We start from the raw sequence: 18,954 nt of genomic DNA, 5'->3' as shown, positions 1-18,954 counted from the left end.
TCAGATGCTTCCCCTTTCCGGCGTGACGGTCGTGGCGCTCGAGCAGGCGGTCGCGGCGCCGTTCGCGACGCGCCAACTGGCCGACCTCGGCGCACGGGTCATCAAGGTCGAGCGCCCCGGAGCCGGGGACTTCGCTCGTGACTACGACCGCACGGTGCACGGTGAGTCCAGCTACTTCGTGTGGCTCAATCGAGGCAAGGAGTCGATCGAGCTCGACATCAAGTCCGCCGCCGATCGTGCGGTGCTGGACGCGATCATCGACCGGGTTGACGTCCTCGTGCAGAACCTGACCCCCGGAGCCGTCGAGCGGCTGGGACTGGACGCGGTGACCCTCCGCGAGCGACGACCGGAGCTCATCCACTGCTCGATCTCCGGGTACGGGACCGGAGGGCCGGACGGTGGGCGGAAGGCCTACGACCTTCTCGTGCAGTGCGAGGCCGGTCTGGTGATGGCGACGGGCACCAGCGAGGAGCCGAGCAAGGTCGGGATCTCTATCGCCGACATCGCCACGGGCATGTACGCCTACTCCGGTATCTTGACCGCGCTCCTGCAACGTGCCACTCAGGGCGTGGGGGCCACGATCGAGGTGGCCATGATCGACGCGCTCGGCGAGTGGATGCTGCAGCCGGCGTACTACTCGGGGTACGGCGGACAGGCGACTCGCCGTACCGGTGCCAGGCATGCTTCGATCGCGCCGTACGGGCCGTACGCCGCAGGTGACGGCGCGCTGGTCTTCCTCAGCGTCCAGAACGACCGGGAGTGGGAACGCCTCTGTCGTGAGGTGCTGGATCGTTCGAACCTGGTCGAGGACCCACGTTTCGCGCGCAACCCTGAGCGGGTGGCGAACGACGCCGCGATCCGGCCGTTGATCGAGGCAGCCTTCAGCCGTCTCGGCGTGGACGAGGTCGTCGCCCGCCTCGACGCCGCGGGGATCGCCTGCGCCCGGATGCGTACGCCCGCGGACCTATTGAGCCATCCGCAGCTGCTCGCGCGAGAGCGGTGGCGAACGGTGACGACCTCAGGCGGCTCGTTCCAAGCCCTGCTGCCGCCGGCGTCGATCGTCGGGCAGGAGGCGCCGATGGGGGCCGTGCCCCGGCTCGGCGAGCACAATGACCTGCTCCGCGCCGAGTTCCTGGCACCTCGTGATGTGGTGGGTCGATGAGCGACTCCCACGTGATTGTGTGGACGGAGATCGTGCGGCCCGCGCCGGCCGTCGCCCTGGCCCGGCTGCTCGACGTCGCGCCTCCGAACCTGGAGCGAGACGGCCTGCCATTGCTATGGCACTGGCTCTACCTCCTCGAGTGTCCGCACCAGGCAGATCTAGGGGCGGACGGCCATCCGGTCCGGGGGGTGATCCCCACACCGCCGGAGCCAGGTCGCCGCCGAATGTGGGCGGGCGGCCGGGTGACCCGGCTGCGGCCCTTGATGCTGGACCGAGAGGCCACCCGCAGGTCGGAGATCACCTCGGTCGCCGACAAGGAGGGGCGATCGGGGCGTCTGACCTTCGTGACGGTCAGACACACGATCACCCAAGCAGAGGATGTCGCGGTGGTGGAGGAACAGGACGTCGTATACCGTGACGCCGCTCGCCCCGGCCCCGGGTCCGAATCTGCAGCCCGTACGTTCGTACCGCAGCCGCCGGAGCGTAAGGAGTGGGAGGAGTGGGAGGTCGAGACCGACCCGACGCTGCTCTTCCGATTCTCAGCGCTGACGTACAACGCCCACCGCATCCACTACGACCGCGACTACGCCCGCGACGTCGAGGGGTACGCGGGGCTGGTGACTCATGGTCCCCTTCAAGCACTCCTCATGGCGGAGGCGGTACGACGATCGGGTCGTCGGGCCGCTGCAATCGAGTACAAACTTGTAGCCCCCCTCCTGGCGCATGAGGGGCTGGTAGTGGGTGCACGTCCCGGCGAGCCAAACTGGGACACGAGGATCCGGGATCATGGTGGCCGCCTGACGGCAACGGGCTACATCCGCCTGAACCCGTGACGGCATCCTGGAGCGGGCCCGGGATTCAGCGTGAATCCCGGGCCTGAAAGCATTTGAGAATTGATCCACCGGCCAAGAATCCTCCTTTCCGGAGGCTGCTTCTTGCCTCCGTTCCCACGGATCCCAAGACCGATTCAGGTAACTCAGCGAGTTATCCAGGGGCTGAGGGTGTGGACTCGTTCGGGGTGGCGGTCGTGGGCGATGATGATTGGGGGGTCGTTGTAGGGGGTTGTGTCGGAGGAGCGGCGGAGTTTGATGTACTGGCCGCAGGCGTCAATGGCGTAGGGCTCCATGTCGTCCTGGAGGGCGCCGATTACGGTGATGCCGTGGGTTTCGCCTATTCGGCGGAACAGGGAGACGGCTTCTCGGCGGTGTTCCTTGCCCAGGTTGCGGCCTAGTTCGTCGAGGACGAGGGTCAGGTGGGTGCCGCCGGAGGAGGCGATGGCGGCGGCGCAGACTAGTTTGACCGCTTTCTCGTCCATGAGAGCGGTGTTGGCGCGGCGATTGTAGGGGACGTAGCTCTGGCCTTCGCCGCGACGCCATTTGGGGATCACTCGCCAGGACCAGCGCTGTTCCGGGTCTGCGGGGGCGGTGGGGACAGGGAAGTCGAGGGTGGCGCCGTAGCCGCCGTAACCGGTGTCCAGTTTTCCGAATTCTTCAGCCACTCGGGCGAGCCTTGTTCTGATGGCTTCGGTCAGGGCGGCACGGTGGACGGCAGTGGATTGGGCGGCTTCTTCGGCGCCTTTGGTGGCGGCGGATAGGTCGCGGCGGCGCGATGTCACCTGGGATTCGATTTGGCGGCGCTGGTGGCGTTCGTATTCTTCCTGGCCGCGAAGGTAAGAGGCGAGGGAAGCGCAGAGGGCGGGGAAGGTCGCCAGTTCCTGAGCAGAGCGCCCGCCGCGGCGCTCTCTGATGAGGAAATCGAGCTCTTCGGGAGTCTCATCGGTTTCGGCGAATGTGGCCCGCAGGGCGGCGTCAAGGTGCCGTTCGGCAGTGCGCCACCATTCGTCGGCGGTCAAGGCGTCGGCGGCGGTCAGCCAGTCCCGGGCCGCCTCCAGCTCGCGGACCATCTCCGGCCTGCCGCTCGCCCCTGGTGCGCGAGCCGCCTTCGAAATGCTGTCCGCTTCTGGGATGCGGGCCGCCTTCGGGGTCCGCGCCGTTTCCGGGGTGCCGCCGCTCTCCGAGATGCGGGCGGCCATCGAAATGCCGCCCGTCCCTGGGGCACGGGCCGCCTCTTGGCCGTCGGCAGCGCCGCTGGGTAGGTCGCCAGACAGCGGTTGGCCCACTCGCTCGCCCGGCGTGCCGCTCGTTTCTGGACTACGGGCCGATTCTGGGGTGCGGGCCGTGGAGCCTGTTGCCGTTCTCGGCTGAGCCGTTGGGGGAGGAGGCCAGTTGCTTGCCCATTCTTGGGACAGGGCTGGGAGGTCGAGGGCGTGGCGTTCGGTTGCTATCTCGGTGGCTCGGAGTCTGGCCTGGTCGCGTTCGGATTCCAGGCGCTGGCGGCGGGTGTCGAGGCGTTCGATCTCCATGTTGCGGGTTCTGGCGCGGAAGTCGAGGGTGCTCACTTCCTGTTCTGCGGTGTCCAGGGCGGGGGTCAGTTCGGTGATGGCCGCTTGCAGGATGCCGAGTTGGTCGCGCTGGTCTGTCAGTCGCCGGTGGATTTCGGCGAGTCGGATGGTGGCCTCGGCGCCTTCTACGCGGCGTTTCGCGGCGGCTACTCCCTCTTCGGCTTGGCGTACGGCGTGGAGTGCTCGTTGCTGGGTGTCCCGTGCCCGGGTCAGGCGTTGTTCGGCGGCTTTGATGCGTGCGTCACGGCCGGTCACGGCGTCTTCGAAAGCCCCGATCACGGTCACTCCGGCGGGACTGACCAGGACAGAGCCGGGCAGATCCGCCAATGCTTGTGCGGCTGCCCGCATGTGTCCAGAGTCGATGATCACGGCGAGGTCGTGGGGCCATCCGCCGGGGGTGGGCAGGGTGTCGTGGGCGTGTTCGGCGACGTCGAGGGCGTCCAGGAGGCTGGCGGCGGGGAGGCCTGCTGCGGACAGGGCTCTGAGCTGGGCGGAGGCGGGGCCGTTCTCCGCTTCTTGGAGGGCGGATTCCGCGGTTTGGGCTTCACGGTCGGCCACGCCCTGGGCTTTGAGCGCCTCGTTGAGGCGATGCCGGGCGTCGGCGAGTTCGGTGTTCGCCGTGGGGACGTCAAGGCCGTCGGATTGGCGCTGAAGATCCTCAAGTGCGGGGATTCGCGCGCGGAGTTCGTCGGCGGTGTTCTGGATGACGGCGCGTTCGGTCTCCAGTTTGTTGGCGCGAACCTGGATGGCGGCGAGTTCGCGGCGGGCGGCGGCCAGAGCTCGGTCGAGCGAGTCGTCCTTCAATCCGCTGATCTCGGTCTTGACCGCCGCGATCGCCTCGGAGGCGGTGTCGGCGGCGTCCTCGTGGGCGGTGAGGTCGGTCTTGAGTTCCTGGTCGCGGTCCGCGGCGTCGACGAATCGGCGGGCGATCCTGCCCCGCCAGCAGCGCAGTGCCTCGGCCAGCCGGGCTCTGGCCTGGTCACGTCGGTCGAACGTGCCGAGCAGCGCGGCCGAGTCTCGCTCGAATTCCCGCAGGCGTTCCTCGGCTTGGGCGGCGCGGACACGTTTGGCGTGCTCGTCGCGCCGGGCTTCGCGTTCCTGGTCGAGCTCCCCGTCCAGGCCGGTCAGCGCGGCGATCGCTTCGAAGATGCGCTCGGGCGAGATCTCGTTCAGCGGTTGCGAGAGCAGGTTCGTGGCGACCTTGCTCCGGACCGACGTCGACAGGAACGAGACACACCTCACACGATCCCCATAAAGCACCCGGGTGAGGTCACGGGCCACCACGTCCCGGCGCCCCGCGCTCTTCGGCAGCTCCGCCCACAGCTCATCGGCTCTGCTGACCCGATCGGCCTCGGACGCCGCCCTGGCCAGGCGCACGCCCTCCGCCCAGCGCACTTCAAGATGCGGCGCCTCCTGATTCACCCGCACCCAGACCGTGATCGGCACCCCCGCCGAGGGCACGTCGAAGACACCGATGATGTATCCGTGATCGGCGCTCGCCCACTGCTGATCACCCTGCGCCGCCAACTCGGCGTTGAACAGCAGCTCGGACACGGCCTTCGCCCCCGACGCGAACCGCCACTGCTCATCCCCGAGCAACGCCGTGATCGCCGCGATAAACGACGATTTCCCCGCCCCATTGGAGTCCTTGGGCCCGGCCCCCGCCACCACGATCAACGTCCCCGGCACCGTCGGCACCGGATGCGTCGACAACCGCGAAATATTGATCGCCTGCACAGCCACCAACACCCGATCCCCGACCACATTCTCCGTCACCGTGGGGGTGAGGACCGCCGCGGTCGCGTCTGACGTCATTCCCGCTCGCGGAACTATGTTCTGCGTCGCAGATGGAGTGGGGGTGATGACGTTCACAGTCCGCGATGGAGCTGGCATCGCGACATCCGCGATCGACGCCGCCGTCGCGGCCGTGTCGGTCGCCGTCCGCATGGCTGCGGCCGTCTCGGGCAGGGTCGGTACGGCTCCCGCCCTCCTGCTCGCCGGACGCACCCCAGGGCCGGTGCCCTTGGCGGATGGATCACGCATGGTCGTATCGGTCTTCTTTGTGGCTGGCCGTGCTGGCGGTTGGGTGGTTTCGTCCTCCGGAGGAGTGCGGTTGGCGGTTGTGCTGGCCTTCTTTGCGGTGGGCCGTGCTGGCGGATTGGCGGTTTCGCTCTCCGCAGGGGTGAGGTTGGCGGTCGTGGTGGTCTTCTTTGTGGCTGGTCGTGTTGGTGGGCGGGTGGTTTCGCTCTCCGCAGGGGTGAAGTCGGAGGGAGCTGGCGAGGGTTGCGTCACGCTTGTCCCCTTGTGGTGGTGGCTCGGCGGGAGCGGATGGCGATGGCCAGGGGGGTGTGCGGGCCGGCGGCAAGGATGAGTTCCTCCTGGAGGCGGGCCCGGGCGGCTTGGGTGAGGCGGTGGAACTGAGGGCCGGGAACGTAGCCGCCGGAGATTTCGTCGGCGCTCTTGATCTGGGTGAGGAGTCCGGCGTGGCGGAGTGTCCTGAGGGCGGCGTCCAGTTCGCCGATCGGGAGGAGGGTTCGTTTGCGCAGTTCCTCGACTGGCACGGGATACGGCGAGAGCCAGGTGTCCTCGGATAGCAGGCCCTCAGAGCGGGGGATCGCCACGGAATGGATCAGCACCAGGGTCAGGACCGCGCGCTCGCCCTCGGAGAGTTGCCCGTCGCCGGATGCGATGCCGTCCTGGTAGCCGGAGATCCAGGTGTCGCGGCGCTGGATCAGCGTTCGGCCACGCCGGGACAGCATGTCGGCGAGGGTACGGCGCAGCGCCGGGTCGCGCAGGGCGGCGAACCGTGCCTCGTGCACGGGTTCCGCGACCTGCTCGACGACCATGAACGCCGCCACCAGCTCCGCCCGGCGGCGCTCGTCATACGAGGATAGGAGATCTTCCAGATCGGCGGCCCCGTCGTCCCGGTAACCGCTCACCGGCAGCTGCTCGGACCCTGTGCCCTCGTTCGGCGGGGGAACCGGCATTCTTCGCATCAGCTCGCGGAGCTGGGCATGCGAATCGGCGGGCCAGGTAGCGCAGCGGGGACCAAGCCGGACATACGCCTTCGTCAGATCACCAAGCCTGGCTCGCCCGCCGCGTGTGGCGATGTCGTCCAAGCCGGATGTCAGGGTGATCCAGGCGGTGTCGTTGAGGCGGCGGAGGGCGCCGATCGCCCAGCTTCGGGTGGAATCGTCGGGGCGGCCCGTCAGCGCCCGGTAGCAGGTGAGCACGGATGCCACGGGAACGGCAGCGCCTGGCCAGGGATCGCTGCCAAGGTCGGTCCAGCACACCCGGAGACAGGCCGCGAGCATGCGCCGGGTCTCGCCCGAACGCTCGACGGGAAACGCGGGAAGCTGGTATTCATCCAGCACCGACGGCGTAGCGCCATCCGGCCACTGGGCGAGAGCCAGCGCGGCCTCACCCTGCGCGAGACCCTGCGCGAGCCGGACGAACCCCGCAGGAACGCTCTCAGCCGGGCTCAGAGGGAGAACCCCATTCATCCGGGCCCGAGCGTGCGCATGCGGCTGCCGTTCCGGCACAGGCCGGGAACCGTCCAATGCGTCCCGCGATGCGTGGACCGGTGGTTGACCTGGCACCGACCGGGTGGCTTCGAAGGTGCTCCGCGTTGTCGAGGTCTGTGGTGGCTGATGACCAAGTACTGGTTGGGCGCCTTCCAAGGTGCTCTGTATTTCGCGGATCCGTAGCGGACGATCAGGTCTGGATCGGGTGGCTTCGAAGTCGTCCCGCGATGCGTGGGTCTGTGGCTCGGGTTCAGGCATCGGTTGGGTGCCTTTCGAAGGTGCCGTGAGAGAGCCAGCTGGGGTGACCTTCCGGATGTGAGGTCAGGGTGTCGGACCAGCGCAACCGGTACGGCAGTTCGGAACGGAGGTCGGCGGCCGTGAGGTCGGCCAGGAGGCGGCGGATCGCGGGCCAGCGGTCGGTGAGAATCTCGCTGAGGGGGACTTCGGACCGGCCGGCGAGGGCGGCTTCGGCGACGGTGGTCAGACGGTCGAGGCCGGTGATGACCGGAGCGTACGAATTCTCGGGGCCCGGGTCGGGAAGAGGGGACCTGGGCGGGGTCGGCCGGATCGGGGCCGGGCGAGGGGCCTCATCGACGGCCTGGGCGATCGCGGCGGGATCGTGCCAGGGGGCGGCGGCGTCGAAGGCGAAACCGTCGAGAACGGCGGCGAGGCGTTCCCTGGTCGCGGTCTGGGCGAAGGTGCGCCAGGTTTCAGAGGGGAGAAGGGTGAGGTTCCTGGTGGTTCCGGCGGAATCGGCCAATCGTCCGGCGGCGCGGCGGGAGGCGTCGCTGTAGGCGTAGATCGCCGTACGCAGGTCGGTGCACGTCCGATCCAGGGCGGGCCAGCGGCCGAGAATAGTGCCGTGCAGGCTCTGCGCCCGGCGGGCGATCTCCTCGGTGCCCCACAGTTTGGGTGCTTGCTCCCGCAACTCCTCGATCGTCCCCGTGCTGAGCGTGATCAGCTCCAGCGCCCACAACCGGAACGCCCTGGCCAGGTTGTACGCCGATTGCCTGGCCTGCTCCATCGTGGTCCGCGGATCGGCGACGTTGAGATCCTCCAACGCCAGCAGGCGATGCATCTCGCTCTGCCCGCCGTCATCCATCATCCGCCGGATGAACATCAACCCGACGACCGAGGTGAACGACGCCCGATATCGGAGCTGGTTCGGCTTGGGGAACACCTCGCGAACCGCGCCGAGCCCGCGCAGCACCCGCAGCCGATTCTCGAACTGATCGGCCGGATAGGCGCGGCAGGCATGCCGCATCTGCTCATGCGTCAGCCACTCCTCCCCGGCCTCCGCGAACGCGGCGAACAACGTCTCGGCGATGTCCACGAGCTCCGGATCGTCGACCACGGCCCCGCTATCGCGGGCCAGCGCCGCGAACATCCTCCGATAGGTGACGAGCACCGCCTCATCGGTCAGCGCGGCATCCAGCGTCTCCGGCACGTTCTCCTCAAGCACGCGCCCTACCGTAGGACACGCCGCCGACAGTTCTCCGGCAAGCCGACCTTCTGAGGAATCCCCATGAACGATCTGTGGCCTGCGCGGGCGGTGTCCCAGCTGCTGCACCGCCCACCTGGCACTCCCGCCGGGGTCGTACGGCACCTGCTCGCCGTACAGGCACAGGACGCGCGCGCGGCGGCGCTGGCGCTGCGTGCGCGGGGGACGGGGTTCCACCGGACGGGCGTGGAGAGCGCGCTGGCCGAAGCGGAGATCGTTCGCGCCTGGGGGCCTCGGGGCACGCTCCATTTGATCGCCGCGGACGACCTGCCCTGGCTGCTCTCCCTGGTACGCCCAGGAGTCCAGAACGCGATGCGCAGACTCCGCCAGCTCGGCGTCGAGGGACAGACCCCGGAACAGCTCGTCAATCGTGTGGACCGGGCGATGCGTGACCAAGGCCCGCTGACCAAGGCAGAACTCGCCGCCCGGTTGAACTCCTCAGCCCACGGCCAAACGGTCATTCATCTGGCCGCCCTCGCCGCCGAGAAGGGGCTCCTCGTGCTCGGCCCCAACCGTGATGGCAAAGCCACATATGTCCACACCGCCGACTGGCTTGGGGCTCCTCTCGCCTTCGAACCTGACCGTGACAAAGCACTCACCGAGCTGGCGAAACGTTATCTCCACGCCCACAGCCCCGCGGGTCCGGAAGACCTCGCCGCCTGGTCAGGCGTCTCCTTGGGCGACGCCCGCCGCGCCTGGAAACTCGCGCAATCACCCGAGAGACAACCCCACCCACCCGCCGATCTGGTACGGCTGCTGCCCGCCTTCGACGAATACCTCCTCGGCTGGCGCAACCGCGAAGGAATGTTGTCCCACGTCCGAGAGATCCATCCCGGCGGCGGAATCATCCGACCGACGATCATCGTGAACGCCACGGTCACCGGCACATGGACGATCCGCCAAAAACAGATCACGCCCACCTTCTTCGCCGAACAAGTCCCCCTCAACGACGAAATTTCCGACGTCCAAGCCTTCCTAGGCTAGGAACGCGGACGGTCGGGGAGCGCCATCCATCTGGGAATGCCCACGGGCTGGGAATGCCGGCGGGCTGGGAATGCCGGCGGCCAGGGAACGGCGACCACCGGGAGCGCCGCCGAGGGCGGACAGGACGGCGTCGCAGGCGGGCTTCTTGTGGTGGCTGCCCACGAACAGCACCGGGGTTCCGCCACTGCGCCAGGAGTACTTGTCCGTCGAATTCGGGATCGGACGCGTGTCCCTAGCTTAGGAATGCCAACGGCAGCGCAATCTCCGACCGAACCAGCAGATACCCCCCATACCCAAGCGCCGCCACCGCGATCACAAAGAACACCAGCACCCAGAACCCTCCGGGAATCCGCGTCAGCCGCGCCAGCTGATCCGCGTCCGAATCCGGCGCCCGGCCGCGCCGTCGCTTCCCCTGGAGTTCAAGGATCGGCCGTACCCCACCAAGCATCAGAAACCAGGCCGCTCCATACGCGATGACGCCTTGCACATCAGCCGGAGCGAACCACGACACCGCGAACACCGCCCCGCCCACCACCAGCAGGGAGACAACCCCGAACGCGTTGCGGATCAACAGAAGCATGCACGCGAGAAGCGCCAGAACCCCCCAAAGCAGCAACGTCACATATCCGGCCGAGGTCAGCCAAGCCGCCCCCACCCCCACCAGCGAGGGCGCCACATACCCCGCCGCCGCCGTGATCATCATTCCTGGCCCGGTCGGGTTGCCTCGGGTCAGCGTCACCCCGGACGTGTCCGAATGCAGGCGAATGCCGCGCAGTTTCCGCCGCGTCAGCACAGCGGCCAGCGCATGCCCGCCCTCATGGGCGATCGTGATCAACCCCCGCGACAGATGCCAGGACGGCCGATATCCCACGACGATCAGCGCCACCAGCCCAGACACCCCGATCAGCCACAACGGGGGCGCGGCCTGCGTCGCGATCAGCTGGTTCCATAACGCCTCCAGCGCGGCCACCTCCAGGAAAGCGAAACTTCATTGGCGATCATTGTCCCGTATGCCGAACACCATCGGTATACGTCATCATTTCGGGGATAACGTCAGCGTGTGGCAAGACTTCGTTTGCGATCCTGGATGAAGCGGGAACTCGCGCCCGAGCACTCGATGGACCCCCGTCGCGAGGACGACCAGTCGATCAAACAGAGCGTGATCGACAACGCCATCTACGTGAACGGCCAGCGTGTCGACTCGCCGCTCTCCCTCGGCGGCGCGATCGACTGCCTCCGCGATCGGCCCGGATCGATGGCCTGGATCGGGCTCTACCGCCCAGAAGACGACGAACTCATCAAGGTGGCCGAGGAGTTCTCCCTTCACGACCTCGCCATCGAAGACGCCATCGTCGCCCATCAACGCCCCAAAGCCGATAGATACGGCACAACCCTCTTCGTCGTCCTTCGGGCCGCTCAATACCTGGACCAACCCGAAAAAGTGGCCTTCGGCGAGTTGCACGTCTTCCTCGGCCCCGACTTCGTCATCACCGTACGGCACAGCGAAGCCCCCGACCTGGCCGTGGTCCGCCGCCGCATGGAAGCCGACCCCGACCTCCTCCGCCAGGGCCCCCAAGCCGTCCTGTACGCGATCCTGGACGCCGTGGTCGACGGCTACGCCCCCGTCGTCGCCGGACTCCAGAACGACATCGACGAAATCGAAGTCCAGGTCTTCGGCGGCGACCCCGCCGCGCCCCGCCGCATCTACGCCCTCTCCCGCGAGGTCATCGAGTTCCAGCGCGCCACCACCCCCCTCATCGCCATGCTGGACGGCTTCATCGCCGGCTCCCCGAAGTACGGCGCCGACGAGGAACTCCAGAGTTACCTCCGCGACGTCGCCGACCACGCCATCGTCGTCACCGAGCGCGTAGCCGGCTTCCGCCAGATGCTCCAGGACATCCTCATCGTCAACTCCACCCTGGTCAGCCAGGCCCAGAACGAGGAAATGACCAAACTCACCGCCGCCAGCATCGCCCAGGGCAACGAGGTCAAGAAGATCTCGGCCTGGGCCGCCATCCTCTTCGCCCCCACCCTGGTCGGCACCATCTACGGCATGAACTTCGACAACATGCCCGAACTCCACTGGACCTTCGGCTACCCCCTGGCCGTCGTCCTCATGGGCGTCGTCTGCGCAACCCTCTACCTCGTCTTCAAACGCCGCGACTGGTTGTGACCGGGACGCTTTGGGCGCCGATCGAGCCGCTGTTGCCTGGCTTCGCATGGTGTTCAAACGGGAGTTACGGTCATCGAAAGGGCGATGTTCCGCCGCCTTATGTCGTGAGTTCCCGTTCCAGAGAGGTCGCTCGATGCGTACTACCACGGGTGCCGACGTGCGCCGGGTATTCGACCGGATCGCGGATCGGTATGACAACCAGATGCAGGCCTGGGAGCGGCGCCTGTTCCCGGGGAGCCGGGAGTGGGCCGTCGGGGAGGCACGCGGCCACGTTGTGGAGATCGCGGTCGGCACCGGGCTCAACCTGCCGCTGTACGGTCCCGACGTCACGGTGGTCGGGATCGAGCTGTCCGAGCCCATGCTGGAACTGGCGCGGCGGCGGGTGGCGCGTCTCGGCCTGGGCGAGCGGGTGGAGCTGCGGCAGGGCGATGTGCAGCACCTGGAGTTGCCCGACGGCATCGCGGACACCGTACTGTCCACGTTCACGATGTGCACCATCCCGGACCCGGCGGCCGCGGCGCGCGAGGCCTACCGCGTGCTCAAGCCGGGCGGCCGATTCGTGCTGGCCGAGCATGGGCCGTCCAGCAACCTGATCATCCGGGCTGGGATGCGGCTGGTGGAACCGCTGTTCGTACGGTTCGCAGCCGACTACCTCACCCGCGATCCCCGGCCGTTCTTGGAGCAGGCCGGTTTCCAGATCGAGTCGGTGTCCCGGATGACCCGCGGTGTCAGCTTCCGAGTGGTGGCCGTCCGGCCATGACGTGCCAGGTCGTACGTCGGTGAGCTCGAACAACGCGCCGGGACGATGGGGCTGGATCCCGCGGGCGTACCCGGAAAGACGCTCGCAGAGCAGCTCGAACTCATCTGGTCGAACCTCCGAGCCATCCTCGCCTCCGCCGACATGACCGTCGACAACATCGTGCGGCTCACCAGCTACCTGCGTGATGCCTCCTACGCCGAGGCGAACGCGAAGGCTCGCGTGGCCGCCCTGGGCAACCGCCTCATCCCGACCACGGCGATCGTCGCTGAGACGCTGGTCAGCGACTGGCTCGTCGAGATCGAGGTAATAGCCGCAGGCTGATAGGGCCGGGCTCGCTCCCGCGCGTCGGCCAGGGGCATCCCTCCTGGCGATCAGCAACAAAACGCCCAAAATCCCATTGCTTCGCCAACTATCTAGATATATCGTTCACGTATCTCGATAGTTGGGTGGTGCCATGGAAGACAATCTGATGTGGGTGGGCGGGCCTCCCTTCCCGCCCCCTCCTCCTCCCTTTCCTCCCCATGGCGGGGTGGGCCCGTTCGATGTCCCGCGCCCACCGGCGCGCGGGGTCCCCCTTCAGGGGCCGAGGGTCCGGCGAGGGGATGTACGGCAAGCGCTCCTGCGCCTCCTCCACGAGGAACCCCGCAACGGCTACCAGATGATCGAAGAGATCGCCCGCCGCAGCAGCGGGATCTGGCGTCCCAGCCCGGGCTCCGTGTATCCGGCGTTGCAGCAGCTCGAAGACGAAGGGCTGGTCAGAGCGGAAGAGTCCGGCGGTAGCCGTACCTATCGGCTGACCGACGAAGGTCGGCGGCGGGCCGATGAGTGGTCGGGGGCGGAGCCGTGGGACGAGGTGGCGCGGAGCATGCCGGAGGACCGGCATGAGCTGAGGCTGCTGTGGGGGCAGCTGGGCGAGGCGTTCGTGCATCTCACCCAGGTGGCCTCGGATGGACAGGTCGCGCAGACGAAGAAGCTGCTCAAGAACACCCGGCGGGAGATCTTCAGGATCCTCGCCGACGATGAGGCGGAGGACGAAGGAGAGGGACGGCGATGAATCCAGCAGCGGAGATCGAAGGGCTTCAGGAGCCAGATCCGAAGGCGGATCCCGCCGTGGCGGTCCGAGGGCTGCAGAAGATCTACGGGAAGGTCGAGGCCGTCAAGGGTGTCGACTTCGAGGTCGCGCCCGGCGAGGTGTTCGGATTCCTCGGGCCCAACGGCGCCGGGAAGACGACCACGATCAGCATGCTCTGCACGCTCGTGACGCCGACCGGCGGGACGGCCACGGTCGCGGGGCACGACATCGTCTCCCAGCGCGACGAGGTCCGCCGCAACATCGGCCTGGTCTTCCAGGACCCGACCCTCGACGGCTACCTGACCGCGGAACAGAACCTGCGTTTCCACGCCGAACTCTACGGCGTCCCCAGAAACGTGGTCGACGACCGCCTCCGCCAGGTCATGGAGATGGTCGCCCTCTGGGACCGCAAGGACAGCAAGGTCATGACCTTCTCCGGCGGCATGAAGCGCCGCCTGGAGATCGCCAGAGGGCTGCTGCACTCCCCGCGCGTGCTGTTCCTGGACGAGCCCACCGTCGGCCTCGACCCCCAAACCCGCGCCGCCATCTGGGGATATATCAACAAACTGCGCCGCACCGAGGACATCACCATCTTCATGACGACGCACTACATGGAAGAAGCCGAATACTGCGACCGGATCGCGATCATCGACCACGGTGAGATCGTCGTCGTCGACTCCCCGGAAGCGCTCAAGGCCAGCATCGGCAAGGACCGCGTGCAGATCCAGACCGGCGACGACCAGGCCGCCATCCGCGCCCTCCGCGACCAGTTCGGCCTGGAAGCCCAGGTCAGGGAGGGTCAAGTCACCTTCGGCGTGACCGGCGGCGAGTCCTTCGTGCCGCGCCTGTTCGCCGAACTCGGCCTCCCGATCCGGTCGGTGAGCGTCTCCCGCCCGTCCCTCGACGACGTGTTCATGGAATACACCGGTTCGACGATCAGAGACGCCGAATCCGAGGGCAGCAAGAACCAGTGGATGAAAGTGATGGCCCGCCGATGACCGTGACCGATGTGGTTCGCGTGGCGCTGCCGCGTGGCGGCGCCTCGCACGATGTGCGCGCGGTGCGGGTCGTGCTGCACCGGGAGCTGCTCCGGTTCGTCAACGACCGGACCCGGATGGTGTCCTCGCTGGTCCAGCCCGTGCTCTGGCTGTTCGTGCTGGGCACGGGGCTCGGCTCGCTGGTGCGGAACTCGATCCCCGGAATCGACTTCCGCACGTTCATGTTCCCCGGCATGATCGCGATGACCGTCATCACGACCGGCATGTTCTCCGCGGCCTCGATCGTGTGGGACCGCGAGTTCGGCTTCCTCCGCGAGATGCTGGTCGCCCCGGTCGGCCGGGGCGCGATCGTGCTCGGCAAGTGCCTGGGCGGGGCGATCGTGGCCACCTTGCAGGGCGTGATCATTCTGGCCCTGGCCGGTGTGGTCGGCGTGCCGTACGCGCCTGGGCTGCTGCTCACCCTGCTCGGCGAGATGTTCCTCGCGGCGTTCGTGATCACCGCGTTCGGGACGCTGCTGGCGGCCCGGATGAAGTCGATGCAGTCGTTCTTCGGCGTGATGCAGATGGCCATCATGCCGATGGTCTTCCTGTCGGGGGCGATGTTCCCGCTGGCCAACCTGCCGTCCTGGCTGCACGTGCTGACCACGGTGAACCCGCTGACCTACGCGGTGGATCCGATGCGGCACGCCGTGTTCGGGTATCTGACCGTCTCGCCGCAGGTGGACGCGGCGCTCAATCCGGGCATCGTGTGGTTCGGGTGGCGGCTTCCGATCGGGCTGGAACTGGGGGTCGTGGCCGTGCTCGCGGCGGTCCTGCTCGGGGTCGCGATCGCGCAGTTCAAGCGGGCCGAATAGGAACAGCCCGGGGCAAAAGGCCCCGGGCTGTCCGTTGAACAGGGTTAGCGCTTCACACGCACCCAGTCCCGCGCGCTGGACGACGGGTCAACGTCGCGGTCGCCACCGAAGACGACCTTCCAGTAGCCGGACTTGGTGGCCTTGGTCTTGGTGTAGAACTTCCCGGAGCCGTTGCTCCAGGTCGTCTTCACGTACTTCCAGGAACCGTGCTTGGTCTTGAACCAGACCGACACCTTGGCGTCGTATCCGTCCCAGCTCCAGCCGTCCTTGACCTGCAGCACGCCACGCAGGTAGACGTACTTGCCGTACTTCACCGGTTCGGGTGAGGCGTTGAACTTGATGATGCGGCTGTCGAGGTCGGGCTTGGGCGCCGGCGGGCGGGGCTTGTGCCGGACGTCGACCTGGTCGCTGTCACTGGTGCTCGGGTGGAACTGGTTGCTGACGCCTTCGAACTCGGCGCGCCACCAGCCCGACTTGAAGACCTTGATCCGGTCGGAGAACCCGCCCCGGTGGTCGGTGCGGTCCCAGGCGATCCGCTTGTAGGAGGAGCTGCCCTGCTCCTTGAAGGTGATCCAGACGCCCTGGCCCGGCAGGCCCTTCCAGCCGGTGGTGCTGTTGGCGACCAGCGCGCCCTGGACGGTCAGGTACTGACCGGCCGCGATCGGCTCGGGGGAGGCCCCGAAGCCGCGGATGTCGGTCTCCCAGACCTGGACGACCTTGAATCCACGGGATTCGCTGGTCGACTCGTTACCGCTGGCAGCGGTGATCTGAAGCTTCCAGTCGCCTTCAGCGGACTGGCGGCCGAACTTCGCGCCGCCGCTCCACTTGGTGCTGTTGTCGGACGCCGTGAGAGTGAGCGGCGTCGTCGCCCCACCTGGCGCCTGGAGGGACGCCGTGACCTTGGAGGGGTCCGCGAACTCGGTGCCGAAGCTGAAGGTCGCGCTGACCTCGGTGCTGCTGGTGACCACCACAGGGCTCGGACTGATGGAGATGTCCTTGATGATCGGTTTTGCCACGCTCGTGGCGTGGGCCGCGGGGCTGGCGACCAAGGTCGCCGCTCCCATAGCGGCCGCGATGACCACGGCGCTGATGCGTTTCAACATGCGGGTCCTTTCTACTCCCCGGTGCTGTTGAACGCGGCGTTTGAGGGTGCCACGTCATGTTCCTTACTAGTAGACGGTTTGATGGGGTGAGTGGGGGGACCTCTTTACAAGCTGTCATTAACTCCTGTTGAACCGAACGCGCTCTGCAACAAGACATGAACAGAGTGAGCAAGGCTTGTCGCGGAGCCCTCGTCGTGGCGACATAATCGGGCTTGTGGCGCGGGACACTGTTGAGACGCATTTCGCCGAGGCCGTCGGTGCTCTCCAGCCGGGCACCCCGAGGGATCCGAGCCTGCCGGTGCGGCACGGGACCACCCTGACGGGGACCCGATGCAGGGAACTCTTCGGGATCCAGCTCGGCAGCCGGCTCCTTGACATCGCGGCCCGGTGGCTGCGTGCCCAGGGCGAGGGCCACTACACGATCGGCTCGTCCGGGCACGAGGGCAACGCGGCCGTGGCGGCGGCCCTCGAACCCACCGATCCGGCCCTGCTGCACTACCGTTCCGGCGCCTTCTATCTGGAGCGTTCGGCGCAGATCGGGCGGCTCGCCGAGGAGGGCCTGCGGGATGTGCTGCTCGGGCTCGCGGCGGCGGCGGAGGAGCCGATCGCGGGCGGGCGGCACAAGGTCTTCGGCCATCCCGACCTGGCGATCATCCCGCAGACCTCGACCATCGCCAGCCACCTGCCGCGCGCGGTCGGCGTCGCCTTCGCGATCGAGCGGGCCAAACTGCTCGGCGTGGCGGGCCGCTGGCCGGGCGACGCCATCGCGGTGTGCAGCTTCGGCGACGCCACCGTCAACCACGCCAGCGCGCTGACCGGTTTCAACACCGCGGCGTACGGCGAGTTCCGCGGCCTGAAGCTGCCGCTGCTGTTCGTCTGCGAGGACAACGGCCTGGGCATCAGCGTGCGCACTCCGCCGGGCTGGGTCGAGGCCGGGCACCACCCGCTGCTGCCGTACTTCGAGGCGGACGGCTGCGACCTGCCCGACGTGTACGACACCGCCCGCCGCGCCGCCGACCACGTCCGGGCCGGCCGGTCGCCCGCCTTCCTGCGGATCAGGACCGTACGGCTGATGGGCCACGCCGGATCCGACGTGGAGATGGCCTACCGGACCCGCCGGGAGATCACCGCCGACCTGGCGCTCGACCCGCTGGTCAGCACCGCCCGGCTGCTGGTCGAAGCCGGGCTGGAAACCCCCGAAGGGCTACTCGCCCGGTACGAGGCAGAACGCGACCACGTGCTCAAACTCGCCCTGGAATGCACCCGGCGCCCCCGGCTGGAATCCGCCCACCAGGTGATGGAACCGCTCGCGCCACGCCACCCCGCCGCCGTCGCGGCCGACGTGGCCCGGGTCGCCCCGGCGCGGGAGCAGGCCTTCCGGACGCTGCCCGAGGACGAGGACCGCCTCACCCTCGCGCAGGCCATCAACCGCACCCTGGCCGACGCGATGGCCCTGGATCCAGGCGTGCTGCTGTTCGGTGAGGACGTGGCCCGCAAGGGCGGCGTCTACGGCGTGACCCGCGGCCTGCTCCGCCAGTTCGGCGTGTCCCGGGTCTTCGACACCCTCCTGGACGAGCAGGCCATCCTCGGCCTGGCGCTCGGTTCCGGGGTTTCCGGGCTGCTGCCGGTGCCGGAGATCCAGTACCTGGCGTACCTGCACAACGCGCTCGACCAGATCAGGGGCGAGGCGTCCTCGCTGCGGTTCTTCTCCCAGGGCGCCTACCGCAATCCGCTGGTCGTACGGGTGCCCGGCTACGCGTACCAGAAGGGGTTCGGCGGGCATTTCCACAACGAGAACTCGGTGGCCGCGCTGCGCGACATTCCGGGCCTCGTCGTCGCATCCCCGGCCCGGCCCGACGACGCCGCCGCCATGCTGCGCACCTGCCTGGCCGCGGCCAGAACCGACGGCAGCGTCTGCGTCTTCATCGAGCCGATCGCGCTCTACCACACCAAGGACCTGTTCGAGGAGGGCGACAACGGGTGGCTGGCGAAGTACGCGCCGCCCGCGCGCTGGGCGGAGACGCACGTGCCGATCGGCCGGGCCCGCTCGTACGGCGACGGGCGTGACCTCACCATCGTCACCTTCGGCAACGGCGTGCGGATGAGCCTGCGCGCGGCGGTCAAGCTGACCAAGGACGAGAAGAGCTGCCGGGTGCTCGACCTGCGCTGGCTCAACCCGCTGCCGATCGACGACCTGCTCAGGGCCGCCGAACTGACCGGCAAGGTGCTGATCGCGGACGAGACCCGCAGGACCGGCGGCGTCTCGGAGGGGATCGTCGCGGCCCTGGTGGACAACGGGTTCTCCGGGCCGATCGCGCGGGTGACCTCGCAGGACAGCTTCATCCCGCTGGGCGCCGCCGCCGACCACGTGCTGCTGACCGAGCACGAGATCGAGCAGGCGGCCAGGAAGATGTTGTCCTGA

Annotated in this window: 15 protein-coding genes; 10 read left to right on the top strand and 5 right to left on the bottom strand. The window is 68.0% G+C overall.

The features are described 5' to 3' along the window. Positions 1-4 precede the first annotated feature (4 nt). Complete coding sequence (locus ABGB08_RS37865; protein ID WP_347600851.1) at positions 5-1,162, top strand: CaiB/BaiF CoA-transferase family protein; 1,158 nt, start codon at positions 5-7, stop codon at positions 1,160-1,162. Beyond that, positions 1,159-1,995 carry a MaoC family dehydratase N-terminal domain-containing protein gene (locus tag ABGB08_RS37860; protein ID WP_347600849.1) on the top strand — a complete coding sequence of 279 codons (837 nt, stop codon included), beginning with the start codon at positions 1,159-1,161 and terminating at the stop codon, positions 1,993-1,995. Before ABGB08_RS37865 ends, ABGB08_RS37860 begins: the two co-directional genes overlap by 4 nt. Positions 1,996-2,138: 143 nt before the next feature. Here ABGB08_RS37860 and ABGB08_RS37855 read toward each other — a convergent pair whose 3' ends face one another. The 3 genes from ABGB08_RS37855 to ABGB08_RS37845 form a co-directional block, all read right to left on the bottom strand. Beyond that, entirely contained in the window at positions 2,139-5,606 is a 3,468-nt protein-coding gene (locus tag ABGB08_RS37855; RefSeq protein ID WP_347600847.1) for a chromosome partitioning protein ParA, read from the bottom strand. A 245-nt stretch (positions 5,607-5,851) separates the two neighbouring features. Further along, the gene (locus ABGB08_RS37850; RefSeq protein ID WP_347600845.1) at positions 5,852-7,066 is read right to left on the bottom strand and encodes a hypothetical protein; all 1,215 of its coding nucleotides are present in this window, start codon (positions 7,064-7,066) and stop codon (positions 5,852-5,854) included. 271 nt (positions 7,067-7,337) lie between these two features. Beyond that, the gene (locus ABGB08_RS37845) at positions 7,338-8,549 is read right to left on the bottom strand and encodes a hypothetical protein (protein WP_347600843.1); all 1,212 of its coding nucleotides are present in this window, start codon (positions 8,547-8,549) and stop codon (positions 7,338-7,340) included. Between the two features lie 63 nt (positions 8,550-8,612). Between ABGB08_RS37845 and ABGB08_RS37840 the strand changes: the two genes are divergently transcribed. Beyond that, positions 8,613-9,572, top strand: coding sequence for a winged helix DNA-binding domain-containing protein (locus ABGB08_RS37840; RefSeq protein WP_347600841.1), 960 nt, complete (start codon positions 8,613-8,615; stop codon positions 9,570-9,572). 232 nt (positions 9,573-9,804) lie between these two features. Here the strand turns inward: ABGB08_RS37840 and ABGB08_RS37835 are convergent, their stop codons facing one another. Further along, entirely contained in the window at positions 9,805-10,533 is a 729-nt protein-coding gene (locus ABGB08_RS37835) for a M50 family metallopeptidase (protein WP_347600915.1), read from the bottom strand. 99 nt (positions 10,534-10,632) lie between these two features. Between ABGB08_RS37835 and ABGB08_RS37830 the strand changes: the two genes are divergently transcribed. The 6 genes from ABGB08_RS37830 (at position 10,633) to ABGB08_RS37805 (ending at position 15,429) form a co-directional block, all read left to right on the top strand. Next, positions 10,633-11,745 carry a magnesium and cobalt transport protein CorA gene (locus tag ABGB08_RS37830; protein ID WP_347600839.1) on the top strand — a complete coding sequence of 371 codons (1,113 nt, stop codon included), beginning with the start codon at positions 10,633-10,635 and terminating at the stop codon, positions 11,743-11,745. Between the two features lie 133 nt (positions 11,746-11,878). Further along, entirely contained in the window at positions 11,879-12,505 is a 627-nt protein-coding gene (locus ABGB08_RS37825) for a methyltransferase domain-containing protein (RefSeq protein WP_347600837.1), read from the top strand. Positions 12,506-12,550: 45 nt separating this feature from the next. Then, complete coding sequence (locus tag ABGB08_RS37820; protein ID WP_347600835.1) at positions 12,551-12,826, top strand: RidA family protein; 276 nt, start codon at positions 12,551-12,553, stop codon at positions 12,824-12,826. Between the two features lie 208 nt (positions 12,827-13,034). Beyond that, positions 13,035-13,559 (top strand): PadR family transcriptional regulator, encoded by a 525-nt coding sequence (locus tag ABGB08_RS37815; protein ID WP_347600833.1) that lies wholly within the window; start codon positions 13,035-13,037, stop codon positions 13,557-13,559. Beyond that, complete coding sequence (locus ABGB08_RS37810; protein ID WP_347600831.1) at positions 13,556-14,575, top strand: ATP-binding cassette domain-containing protein; 1,020 nt, start codon at positions 13,556-13,558, stop codon at positions 14,573-14,575. Before ABGB08_RS37815 ends, ABGB08_RS37810 begins: the two co-directional genes overlap by 4 nt. Further along, complete coding sequence (locus ABGB08_RS37805) at positions 14,572-15,429, top strand: ABC transporter permease (RefSeq protein WP_347600829.1); 858 nt, start codon at positions 14,572-14,574, stop codon at positions 15,427-15,429. Before ABGB08_RS37810 ends, ABGB08_RS37805 begins: the two co-directional genes overlap by 4 nt. Before the next feature lie 44 nt (positions 15,430-15,473). On the opposite strand, the gene ABGB08_RS37800 is transcribed toward ABGB08_RS37805, so the two are convergent. Then, positions 15,474-16,532 carry a hypothetical protein gene (locus ABGB08_RS37800; protein WP_347600827.1) on the bottom strand — a complete coding sequence of 353 codons (1,059 nt, stop codon included), beginning with the start codon at positions 16,530-16,532 and terminating at the stop codon, positions 15,474-15,476. A gap of 214 nt (positions 16,533-16,746) precedes the next feature. Here ABGB08_RS37800 and ABGB08_RS37795 point away from each other — a divergent pair, with 214 nt between their 5' ends. Then, a complete protein-coding gene (locus ABGB08_RS37795; RefSeq protein ID WP_347600825.1) occupies positions 16,747-18,954 on the top strand; it encodes a thiamine pyrophosphate-dependent enzyme in 2,208 nt (735 codons plus the stop codon).

It is taken from the genome of Acrocarpospora sp. B8E8, from assembly GCF_039871605.1.
Lineage (GTDB): Bacteria > Actinomycetota > Actinomycetes > Streptosporangiales > Streptosporangiaceae > Acrocarpospora > Acrocarpospora macrocephala.
Note: the sequence above shows the minus strand (reverse complement) of the source record. Positions and strands in the feature narration are given on the sequence as shown.